This window comes from Pseudomonas mandelii, assembly GCF_002251635.1.
GTDB classification, from domain to species: Bacteria; Pseudomonadota; Gammaproteobacteria; order Pseudomonadales; family Pseudomonadaceae; genus Aquipseudomonas; species Aquipseudomonas mandelii_B.
On record NZ_NMOJ01000011.1, the window covers coordinates 38,787 to 49,757 of the forward strand.

The window sequence follows — 10,971 nt, forward strand, 5'->3', positions numbered from 1 at the left end:
ACGGCTACACTCAGGCACGACAGTCAACGTTTGCGGGAGCGCCTGATGCCTGCCAGATCCGCCAGCCCAGCCTTGCGGCTGCCTTCCATCGACAGTTTGCTGCGCCATCCGGCGTGCCTGCCATTGGCCGAGCGCTTTGGGCGTGACGCGCTGCTGGCCAGCCTGCGGCAGTTGCTGGATGACCTGCGCGAACCGGTACTGTCAAGCCAGCTCGACGCCGTTGAAATCACCCCCGAAGTCTTGGCTGGCAGAGCGGGCGAGCGCCTGGCCCTCCAGCATCGCAGCCATGTGCGCCGAGTGTTCAATCTGACCGGCACGGTGCTGCACACCAATCTCGGCCGCGCCTTGTTGCCCGAAGAAGCCATCGAAGCGGTGCAAATGGCCGCTCGCTATCCGCTCAATCTTGAATTCGACCTGCAAAGCGGCAAACGCGGCGACCGTGACGACCTGATCGAAGGCCTGATCCGCGAACTGACCGGCGCCGAAGCTGTGACCGTGGTCAACAACAATGCCGCCGCCGTGCTGCTGACGCTCAACAGCCTGGGCGCGCGCAGGGAAGGGATCATCTCCCGGGGCGAGCTGATCGAAATTGGTGGCGCGTTTCGCATTCCCGACATCATGGCCCGTGCCGGGGTCCGGCTGCACGAAGTCGGCACCACCAACCGCACCCATGCCCGGGATTACGAGGCGGCGATTGGCCCGCGCAGTGGTCTGCTGATGCGGGTGCATGCGAGCAATTACGCCATTGAAGGCTTCACCGCCCGAGTGCCGACGGCCGAGTTGGCTGAGCTGGCGCACAAGCACGGGCTGCCACTGCTCGAAGACCTTGGCAGCGGCAGTTTGCTGGACCTGACCCGTTGGGGTTTGCCCGCCGAACCCACGGTGCGCCAGGCATTGATCGATGGCGCGGACATCGTCACTTTCAGCGGCGACAAGTTACTCGGCGGTCCCCAGGCCGGGTTGATCGTCGGCCGTAAAGAGTTGATCGCGAAGATCAAAAAGAACCCGCTCAAGCGGGCGTTGCGGGTCGACAAGCTGACATTGGCGGCGTTGGAAGCGGTGTTGGGTCTGTACCGCAATCCCGATCGACTGGCCGAACGACTGCCGAGCCTGCGCCTGCTGACCCGACCGCAGGCCGACATTCTGTTGCAAGCCGAACGCCTGCAACCGTCATTGGCGCAGGCCGTGGGCGATGGCTGGAGCGTCAGCGCGGTGGCGGCGCTGGGGATGATCGGCAGCGGCAGCCAACCGGTGGCGCGCCTGCCAAGCGCGGCGTTGTGCCTCAGGCCGCTTGTCAGTAAGCGTCTGCGTGGCCGGCAATTGCTCGGACTGGAGGCAGCGCTCCGTCAGCTGACCATTCCAGTGCTGGGCCGAATTGACGACGACGCGCTGTGGCTGGATTTGCGCCAACTGGATGACGAAACCGCGTGGCTGGCGCAACTCGATCAATTGCAGGTGCCGGGGTGATCGTCGGCACCGCCGGGCACATCGACCACGGCAAGACGACGTTGCTCCAGGCCTTGACCGGCCAGGCCGGCGACCGTCGGCGCGAAGAACGTGAACGCGGCATGACCATCGACCTCGGCTATCTCTACGCCGCGCTGGAACCGGGCGCAGCACTGACCGGGTTTATCGACGTACCCGGTCATGAACGCTTCACCCACAACATGCTCGCCGGGGCCCAGGGCATCGATCTGGTGTTGCTGGTGGTCGCCGCGGATGACGGCGTCATGCCCCAGACCCGCGAACATCTGGCAATCGTCGAACTGCTGGGCATCCCTCGGGCCCTGGTGGTGATCAGTAAATGCGACCGGGTCGATCCGGCCCGCGTGCAGGCCGCGCGCGAACAAATCGAAAGCTTGCTCGCGCCCGGGCCGTATGCAAGCGCACCGCAGATTGCGCTGTCGAGCGTGACCGGGGAGGGTATCGAGACGTTGCGTCTGGCCTTGCTGGATGCGCAGCGTGATGTGCTGCAACGCAGCACCCGTGGCGGTTTTCGTTTGGCGATCGATCGTGCGTTCAGCGTGGCCGGCGCCGGCATTGTGGTGACCGGCACGGCGCTGTCCGGGCAGGTTGCCGTGGGCGATACGCTGATGCTCGGTCCGTTGGGCAAACCCGTGCGCGTGCGCGGCTTGCATGCGCAAAACCAGGCCGCAGAGATTGGGGTGGCGGGTCAGCGAGTGGCGCTGAACCTGAGTGCCGAGCGCTTGGCACTGGAGCAGATTCACCGTGGCCACTGGCTGGTGTCAGAGTGGCTTTACGCACCGACCCAGCGCCTGGACATCGACATGCGGTTGCTGGCCAGCGAAGCCAAGGCGTTCGAGCATTTTCAAGCGGTGCATGTTCACTTGGGGACGCAGGATGTCACGGGGCGAGTGGCGCTGCTGGAAGGTGCCAGTGTTGCGCCGGGTGAGCGGATGTTCGCGCAGATCCTGCTGAATGCGCCGGTGCAGGCGGTGAAGGGCGATCCTTTGATTCTGCGTGACCAGAGCGCCCAACGGACCCTCGGCGGTGGCCGGGTGCTCGACCCGTTTGCGCCGACCCGACACCGTCGCAGTCCCGAGCGATTGGCGCAGCTTCAGGCACTCGGGACCCGCAATGATCTGGAAGACGTGCTGCCTGCGTTATTGCGCAACAGCGAAACCGGGCTCGACCCGCAACGCCTGGAGCGTCAGTTCAACCGGCCGCGTGACACTTGGGTCCTGCCCGCCGATGTGCGTTTGATCGATACACGCCAAGGACCGTTGTTGTTCAGCGCTGACCGTTGGGAGTCCCTGAAAACGTCGTTGTTGGAGCATCTGGCACGCTTTCACCAACTCGAGCCGGACCAGATGGGACCCGACCGGGATCGCCTGCGGCGTTTCGCCGGGACATCTTTGGATCGGCCGACTTTCATCAGCCTGGTCGACGAATTACTCACCAGCGGCGCCATGCTGGCCAGCGGGCCGTGGCTGCACTTGCCCGAGCATCAGGTGCGCTTGAGTGAAGAGGACGAAGCGTTGTGGCAACAACTGCAACCGTTGTTCGAACAGGCCGGATTCAATGCACCGTGGGTGCGCGACCTCGGCCATGACGAAGCGACGGTGCGCTTGTTGCTGCGCAAAATGGCGAGGCTGGGGCTGGTGCATCAAGTCGTCCGCGACCTGTTTTACACCGACGCAGTCATCCGCCGATTGGCGGCTATGCTTGTGCAACTGGCCGCGCAGAACCCGGTGATTCAGGTCACGGCGTTTCGCGATGCCGTGGGCCTGGGGCGCAAGCGCAGCATCCAGATCCTCGAATACTTCGACCGGCTGGGCCTGACCCGACGTTTTGGCGACAAGCGCCATTTGCGCCTCGACAATGCCTTGGCCCAGCCATCAGGAAACTGACTTCAAGGAAGGCAATCGCGCCCGGTGGCGCGGCCGGGCTTCAAACCCGGTTGGGGACGGCATCCGTTCCCGGGCAGGTTCGACTCCGGCTGCCTTCCGCCATTTCCCCTTCAGAGAGGCCCGAAGCTCAGCGGGTACTGGATGACCACATAAACCCGGTCAATATCATCGCCGGCCTGCGCCGCATTGGCCCGATGCGAGACATGGGACAGTTGCAGCGATAACCCCTTGGCCGCCCCCGACTGCACGATGTAGTGCAGGTCGATGTCGCGCTCCCAATGCCGGCCGCCATCGCCTTGTTGTGGCACATATTCGCCGACGGACGCATCAAACGGATTGTAGGCGCCGCCCTTGGGTGCATGGGTGCCGTCGATCTGGCTGCCCAGGACGTAACGCGTCATGAATTTCAGGCCGGGAATCCCGAAGGTGCCAAAATCGAGGTCGTAACGCGCCTGCCATGAGCGCTCGTGGGCACCGTTGAAGTCGGCGTACTTGATCGAGTTGGCGAGGTAGATCGAGTCGCCGCCGACAAAATCGAACGGCGTATCGCCATTAATTTTTTGATAGGCCAGGGTGAAGGCGTGGGCATCGACGGTGTACTTGCCCGACAGGCTGAACGCGGTGTTGTCGATGGGACCGGCCAGCGCTTTGCCGGTGTCTTGCGTGTGGTAGAGATTGGCGTCGAGGAACACCCCGGGCTGCTTCAGGTGCAAGTTGGCGTAGTACTGATGCCAAGTGTCGGTGAGTTCTGAGGCATAGAGCGCGCCGCCGACGGGGCGTTGAGTGAACAAGTCAGCGCCCAGAAACGTAATGCCGCCGGCTTCGGTGTTGGCGCCGTAGCCGTAGAAGTTGCCTTTGCTCGAAGAACTGTCCTGGTTTTTGAATGCGGTGAAATGCCCGGCCAGCAGATTCACGTCATCGATTTCGCGGCTGTTCAACAGAAAACCTGTGGCGTATTCCGGTTGCAGGCGTTTGTCCGCGGTGTCGAACACCGGGGTTTCCACCATCATTTCGCCGAAGGCCAAGGTGGTTCGGGAGGCTCTGATTTTCAGCGCGCCACCGCCACTGGAATAGTTGCCTTCGCTACGGCTGTCATCATTCACGGGCAACAATCCGGTCCCGGAATGTCCCTTGCCGCCATCCAGCTTCAGTCCCAGAAAGGCGTGGGCGTCGAGGCCAAAGCCGAGCGTGCCGGGTGTGAATCCAGATTCAAAAGCGCTGATAAAGCCTTGAGCCCACTCGGCTTTATAGCTTTTGCCTGTCGGCGAAGGGGACCGGTAGTCGCTGTTGAGGTAGAAGTTTCGGCTGAGCACTTCAAGGTTTGCGCCGTCCAGAAACCCTGGTGCGGCTTCATCAGCCAGGGCTGTTCCGGCGAATAGCATCGACAACCAAAAGGGGAGAACTTGCTTGCGAAACTTCATTGGTCAATCACCACGCAGCAGCGACTGCGGAAGGTCCGCAGTCGCCCGCTTTTTATAGGAAAAGCGCTTAGTGGCCTTCCGAGGCACCGAACATGGTTTTGGCGTAGATCAGGCCGAGACCGTAGGAGCCACCGTTGGCAATCGAGGTTTTCACGGTTTCTTCATAGGTTTCGGTACGTGCCCAGTCGCGCTGCAGTTCGAGCAGGTATTGCAGCGAGGTCATTGGACGGGCGCCGATCTGGATCATGCGCTGCATGGCCATTTCATGGGCTTCGGTGCTGACGTCGCCACAGGCGTCGGCAATCACGTAGACCTCGAAACCCTGGTCGATGGCCGACAGCGCCGGGCCGACGATGCACACCGAGGTCCACAGGCCGGCGAGGACGATTTTCTGTTTGCCGAAGGCGTTGACTTCAACCGCGATGCGCTCGTCTTCCCAGGTGTTCATGCTGGTGCGGTCGATGACGTTGTGTTCCGGGAACACCGACTTGATTTCGTCGAAGATCGGCCCGGAAAAGCTCTTCTCGGCAACAGTGGTCAGGATGGTCGAGACCTTGAAGCCGCGCGCGGCCTTGGCCACGAGGGCGGCGTTGTTGCGCAGGGTGACGGCGTCGATCGACTTGGTTGCAAAGGACATCTGCGACTGGTGATCGATCATGATCAGGGTGTGGTCGGTCGGGGTCAGCAGGGTTTTGCCGGGAACAGCTTTGGCGATGGCCATGGCGAGATCCTTACGGGTGAGTGAGGAGGCCATGGTTGCGCAGTTTCAGGCGGGAATATTGAAGCGATGTGCTGTGTTTGGGTTTTTGCGGGGCCGCGCGAAGAACGGCCCCGCGCACTATCGGTCAGTGCGCGGGGCCGTTGTTCATTGCATCACATACCGCCCAGGCGCCGACTCCAACGCCGGGTATTGCGCGTTGCCGGTGTGCAGCACGGAAGGCTGGCGCTCGCCGGACTGGTCTGCCAACCAGACGAACCAGTCATTCCACCAGCTACCGGCATGCTCCTGGGCATTCATGAACCAGGTGTCAGGCTCCTTCGAAACCCGATTGTTGGTCCAGTAATGGCGTTTTTCCCTGGCTGGCGGGTTGATCACCCCGGCGATGTGCCCGGAGGCACCCAGCACAAAGCGCTTGGTCCCGGAGAGCAATTGGGTGCTGGCGTAAGCGCTGCGCCACGGCACGATGTGATCGTCATGGGTGGCGAGGATGTACGCCGGCGCATCGATGGCGCGCAGGTCGAGTTTGACTCCGCAACAGTCCAGATCCCCGGATTTCAGGTCGTTTTGCAGGTAGGTGTGGCGCAGATACCAGCAGTACATCGGCCCCGGAAGGTTGGTGCTGTCGTTGTTCCAGAACAGCAGGTCGAGGGGAATCGGCTTCTGGCCCTTGAGGTATTTGTCGACGTTGTAGTTCCACCACAAATCATTGGGGCGCAGCAGCGAGAAGGTGTTGCCCATGTCCTCGCCCTTGAACAGGCCGATGGGGCCCTCCTGGCCGCCGATGGTGCGCTCGCGGTAGGCCACCAGTTGTTCGTCGACGAAGATGTCGATGGGGCCGGTGTCGAGGTAATCGAGAAAGGTAGTCAACAGGCTCACGCTGGCGATGTCCTTGTCGCCGCGCGCTGCCAGTACGGCCAGCGCCGAACTCAACAGCGTGCCGCCGATGCAGAAACCCACGCAATTGGGGCGTTGCTCGCCGCTGATCTCGCGAGTCACTTGCAGGCCTTTGATGATGCCGGTGTCGATCAGATCATCCCAGGTGGTGCCGGCGTGCGCCTGATCAAAGTTGCGCCACGACATCAGGAACACCGGGTGGCCTTGTTGCAGCAGATGGCGAACCATCGAGTTGTCCGGTCGCAGGTCGAGGATGTAGTACTTGTTGATCGACGGCGGGACGATGAACACCGGGCGCCGGTACTGGGTTTCGCTTTGCGGGTAGTACTGAATCAACTGGAACAGTTCGTTCTCGAACACCACTTCGCCGGGGGTGTTGGCCAGATCGACGCCGACCTTGAAAGCGCCGCTGTCGCACTGGCGCATCTTGCCTTCTTGCAGGTCGCTGGCCAGGTGCAGCAGGCCGGTGAACAGGCTGCCGCCCTGAGTGTCGACGACGCGTTGCAAGGCATCGGGGTTGCTCGCCAGAAAGTTGCTGGGCGCCCCAGCGGCAATCGCTTGCTCCACCAGGTACAGCAGACGCTGGCGGGGTTTCTTGTCTTTGATCGGCAGTTTATCGAGCAGCTTCAGCAGAAAACCGGCGTTGAGCAAGTAGAACGCCGCGAGGGAACCGAACAGCGGGGTGCTCCAGTTGCCACTGGAAAAACGTCGATCTTCAAAGGAAAACGGTTGGCCGGTCAGCAGGCGCTGGCCCAGATCACCCCATTGGGTTTGATACTCGGCTTGCAGGCTTTCCAGGGTGGGGCGCGGCAGGTCGAACCACTCCTCGTATTCCTGGCCGGTGAACCATGGATTGGTGCTGACCCAAAGGCGTAATTGTTGCACTGCAAAGGAGGCAATGAACGGGACCTGGCCTGACCAGAAAGTGTTGAAGGTGTGCGCGTTATTGTCCATGGAACTCCTTGCCCACATCGGTAAACCGGGCAGAAAAAACCGCGGTGCCGCCATTCGGCACCGCGTCAGCAGTCAAGCAAGCAGTCCTGTGTTTCTTATTTTTATCGTTCGATGACCAGGCTGACGCCTTGGCCGCCACCGATGCACAACGTGGCCAGGCCTTTTTTGCCGTCACGGCGAATCAGTTCGTGCACCAGCGACACCAGAATCCGCGCGCCCGACGCCCCGATCGGATGCCCCAGCGCAATTGCGCCCCCGTTGACGTTGACCTTGGCGGTGTCCCAACCCAGTTCCTTGCCGACCGCCAGTGATTGCGCGGCGAACGCTTCGTTGGCTTCGATCAGGTCGAGATCGTTAAGGCTCCAGCCGGCTTTCTCCAGCACCAGACGGGTGGCCGGGACCGGGCCGATGCCCATGATCGATGGGTCCACACCTGCGCTGGCATAGGCCTTGATGCGCGCCAGCACCGGCAAGCCGAGGGCTTCGGCAGTGGAGGCGCTGGCCAGCAGCAACACGGCGGCGCCATCGTTGAGGGTCGAGGAGTTGCCGGCGGTCACGCTGCCGTCTTTCTGGAACGCCGGTTTAAGGTTGCTCAACGCTTGCAGCGTGCTGCCCGGGCGCGGTTGCTCATCCGTATCGAACACCAGCGGATCGCCCTTGCGCTGAGGGATCAGAATCGGGGTGATTTGACCCTTGAAGTAGCCCGCTTCGATGGCGGCGGCGGCTTTCTGTTGCGAGGCGGCGGCGAAGACGTCCTGATCTTCGCGGCTGAGGCTGTACTGCTTGGCCAGATTCTCAGCGGTGATGCCCATGTGGTAATCGTTGAAGGCGTCCCACAAACCGTCCTGAATCACGCTGTCTTGCAACTGCGCATGACCCAGACGCAAACCGGTGCGCGCCTTGGGCAGCACATAAGGCGCCAGGCTCATGTTTTCCTGACCGCCGGCAATCACCAGCTCGGCGTCGCCGCAGCGGATCGCCTGGACCGCCAGTTGCACGGCCTTGAGGCCCGAGCCGCAGACCTTGTTCAGGGTCAGGGCAGGGGTGGTGAAGGGCAGGCCGGCCTTGATTGCCGTCTGGCGTGCCGGGTTTTGCCCCGAGCCTGCGGTGAGCACCTGGCCGAGAATCACTTCATCAATCTGCGCGCCGTCCAGGCCGGTTTCTTCCAGCAGACGGCGGATCAACGTGGCACCCAGCTCAGTGGCTGGAATCGCGGACAAGGCACCTTGAAAACTGCCGATGGCGGTACGAGTAGCGGCAACGATTACGACTTCGTTCATGCGTGACCTCATTAAGATTCTGGCAAGCGGGAGCAGGGCGTCCTTGCCCTGATCGGTCTACTGCATGTTCATGCCGCCGTTCACCGAGAAGTCGGCGCCGGTGCTGTAGCCCGACTCATCGGAGGCCAGCCAGGCGACGATCGAGGCGATTTCTTCGGGTTGGCCGAGGCGCCCGACGGGGGTGGCCGCGATCATGGTGTCGAGGATGTCCGGGCGAATGGCCGCGGTCATGCTGGTCTGGATATAACCCGGGGAGACGGTGTTGACGGTCACGCCCTTGCCGGACACTTCCCGCGCGAGGGCCATGGTGAAGCCATGGATGCCGGCCTTGGCCGCGCTGTAGTTGGTCTGGCCGAACTGGCCGCGCTGACCGTTGATCGAGGAGATATTGATCACCCGTCCCCAACCCTTGGCCAACATGCCTTCAATCACTTGCTTGGTGGTGTTGAACAGGCCTGTCAGGTTGGTGCCGATCACCGCGTTCCAGTCTTCGGGCGTCAGCTTGCGAAAGGAGGCATCACGAGTGATGCCTGCGTTGTTGACCAGCACATCGACCGGGCCGAATTGTTCGTGCGCCATTTCGAAAGCCTTGCGCGTCGACTCCCAATCGGTGATGTCGCCGTAGATGCATTCGAACTGATAACCCGCCGCCAGTTGACCGGCAATCCAGTCGTTCTTGCGGGCGGAATCAGCGCTGCAACCGACGATGACTTTGAATCCTTCCTTGTACAGGCGCTGGCTGATCGCCGTGCCAATCCCACCCATACCACCCGTGACCAACGCAATACGACCAAGCGACTTCATAAGCTTCGTTCCTTTTTGTATTTTGCGCTGCAAGATGGGCGATTGTTCGGTATTGGCGGGGGATGCGGAAGTGTTGGGAGGTGACGGGCTGGTGTCCAAAGGTGCCATGTCCGGTTTAGTTGCATCGGGGCGACGAATGGCCGGGACCAGTGGCGAAAAATGAGGATTACCTATACTGGGATCAATATTGGCGACTGAACCACCCGTTAGTATTTTGATTCATCGCAGATCAGTCATGGCTCCGGACAGGATGTCCGGTTCCACAGGTCATTGAGGACGCCATGTATAGAATGAGTTCAGGCTATGCCAGCGTGCTGGTAAATACGCTTTCGGCTCAAGGACTGGATGTTGCCAGTCTGTGCCGGGAGGCTGGACTAGACATTGATCTCGCGGACCAACCAGGTGCGTTTTGCGAGCGAAAGAACATCTATCGACTATGGGAGCTGGCCGCCGAGGCCTCGGGCGATCCTGACATTGGCTTGAGGGCCTATGGCAGTTTCCACCCCGGCAGCTTTCAGATCATCGGCTACACCATGATGTCCAGCCTGAATCTGAAAAAGGCCCTTGAGCGCCTGGTCCGTTTCAGTCCGTTGATTGGCACCGGGTTCAGCCTTTTCTTTACCGCCGAACAGCAACATTACCGCTTGTCCAGCCTCGACCATCAACAGCATGGTTCGGTCAAACCGCGCCAGTACACCGATTCCGCTCTGGCGTCATTGCTGAGTTTCTCCCGCAAGTTGTTGGGTGGCGACGCACCGCATCCCTTGAGCGTTGAATTCACCTATCCCGAGCCCGAAGACATCTCCGAGCATCGGCGCCTGTTTGGCCCCAATCTGCAATTCGACGCGCCTTACGACAGTATTTTGTTCGACGGACAGGAGCTGTTGCGGCCGTTGAGCATGGCCAACGAAAAGCTGGCGGTGCTGCATGACAGTTTTGCCGAAGCGCAACTGGACCTGCTGTTTGGTTTTTGCATTGTCGGGCGGATTCGCGCGCTGATTACCGAGCGCCTGAGTCAGGGCCAGGGGCAATGCGACATGGAGTCGATCGCAGCAGCGTTGAACATCAGCAAGCGCACGCTGCAACGGGCGCTGGAAAAAGAAGGGACGCAATTCAAGGACGTGCTGAATGCGGTACGCCGACAACTGGCCGATTTCTACCTGCGCCATTCTCACTTCAACATGAAGCATGTCGCCTATCTCCTTGGTTTTCATGACCACAGCAGCTTCAACAAAGCCTGTAGCCGCTGGTTTGGCATGACACCGGGGCAGTACCGGTCCGATGAATCTTTTGAGATCGAGGAAGCCGCGCCGGTGTGACGCGGTGCTCGTCAGCGGTCTCAGCCAGACTGAGATCCCCTGTAGGAGCGGGCTTTGTGGCGAGGGCGCTTGCTCCCGCTGGGTCGCGCAGCGGCCCCAAAAGCATTGCGACTGCTTCACAGCCGAGCGGGAGCAAGCGCCCTCGCCACAAAAGCTCCGACATTTGCGCGTGGTTAGTTAACGACTTCCAGGACGGNCTGNTGTGTG

The 10,971-nt window shown here is 61.3% G+C and carries 8 protein-coding genes and 1 tRNA gene; 4 read left to right on the forward strand and 5 right to left on the reverse strand.

Features of this window, described 5'->3' with window-relative positions; all coding sequences use genetic code 11:
* Positions 1–45: 45 nt before the first annotated feature.
* From selA to B7L09_RS01495, 3 genes are all read left to right on the forward strand, one after another.
* The gene (gene selA / locus B7L09_RS01485) at positions 46–1,467 is read left to right on the forward strand and encodes an L-seryl-tRNA(Sec) selenium transferase (RefSeq protein ID WP_094467456.1); all 1,422 of its coding nucleotides are present in this window, start codon (positions 46–48) and stop codon (positions 1,465–1,467) included.
* Entirely contained in the window at positions 1,464–3,371 is a 1,908-nt protein-coding gene (gene selB, locus B7L09_RS01490; protein ID WP_094467457.1) for a selenocysteine-specific translation elongation factor, read from the forward strand. Before selA ends, selB begins: the two co-directional genes overlap by 4 nt.
* Before the next feature lie 6 nt (positions 3,372–3,377).
* Positions 3,378–3,473 (forward strand) — tRNA-Sec (locus tag B7L09_RS01495).
* 8 nt (positions 3,474–3,481) lie between these two features.
* Here B7L09_RS01495 and B7L09_RS01500 read toward each other — a convergent pair.
* The 5 genes from B7L09_RS01500 to phbB all read right to left on the reverse strand — a co-directional run bounded on the left by B7L09_RS01500 (position 3,482) and on the right by phbB (position 9,445).
* Positions 3,482–4,792: an OprD family porin gene (locus B7L09_RS01500; protein ID WP_094467458.1), complete on the reverse strand. Its 1,311-nt coding sequence runs from the start codon at positions 4,790–4,792 to the stop codon at positions 3,482–3,484.
* Between the two features lie 67 nt (positions 4,793–4,859).
* The gene (locus B7L09_RS01505) at positions 4,860–5,513 is read right to left on the reverse strand and encodes a hydrolase (protein ID WP_094467459.1); all 654 of its coding nucleotides are present in this window, start codon (positions 5,511–5,513) and stop codon (positions 4,860–4,862) included.
* 144 nt (positions 5,514–5,657) lie between these two features.
* Positions 5,658–7,361 (reverse strand): class I poly(R)-hydroxyalkanoic acid synthase, encoded by a 1,704-nt coding sequence (gene phaC / locus B7L09_RS01510; RefSeq protein WP_094467460.1) that lies wholly within the window; start codon positions 7,359–7,361, stop codon positions 5,658–5,660.
* Between the two features lie 101 nt (positions 7,362–7,462).
* Complete coding sequence (locus B7L09_RS01515; protein ID WP_094467461.1) at positions 7,463–8,641, reverse strand: acetyl-CoA C-acetyltransferase; 1,179 nt, start codon at positions 8,639–8,641, stop codon at positions 7,463–7,465.
* Between the two features lie 57 nt (positions 8,642–8,698).
* Positions 8,699–9,445 carry an acetoacetyl-CoA reductase gene (gene phbB, locus B7L09_RS01520; protein WP_094467462.1) on the reverse strand — a complete coding sequence of 249 codons (747 nt, stop codon included), beginning with the start codon at positions 9,443–9,445 and terminating at the stop codon, positions 8,699–8,701.
* Positions 9,446–9,726: 281 nt separating this feature from the next.
* Between phbB and B7L09_RS01525 the strand changes: the two genes are divergently transcribed.
* A complete protein-coding gene (locus B7L09_RS01525) occupies positions 9,727–10,764 on the forward strand; it encodes an AraC family transcriptional regulator (protein WP_094467463.1) in 1,038 nt (345 codons plus the stop codon).
* The last annotated feature ends 207 nt before the right edge of the window (positions 10,765–10,971 follow it).

Coding starts and splice junctions, on each gene's coding strand:
- selA (WP_094467456.1), top strand. CDS start 46: ATGCCTGCCAGATCCGCCAGCCCAGCCTTGCGGCTGCCTTCCATCGAC.
- B7L09_RS01515 (WP_094467461.1), bottom strand. CDS start 8,641: ATGAACGAAGTCGTAATCGTTGCCGCTACTCGTACCGCCATCGGCAGT.
- phaC (WP_094467460.1), bottom strand. CDS start 7,361: ATGGACAATAACGCGCACACCTTCAACACTTTCTGGTCAGGCCAGGTC.
- B7L09_RS01525 (WP_094467463.1), top strand. CDS start 9,727: ATGTATAGAATGAGTTCAGGCTATGCCAGCGTGCTGGTAAATACGCTT.
- B7L09_RS01505 (WP_094467459.1), bottom strand. CDS start 5,513: ATGGCCATCGCCAAAGCTGTTCCCGGCAAAACCCTGCTGACCCCGACC.
- B7L09_RS01500 (WP_094467458.1), bottom strand. CDS start 4,792: ATGAAGTTTCGCAAGCAAGTTCTCCCCTTTTGGTTGTCGATGCTATTC.
- phbB (WP_094467462.1), bottom strand. CDS start 9,445: ATGAAGTCGCTTGGTCGTATTGCGTTGGTCACGGGTGGTATGGGTGGG.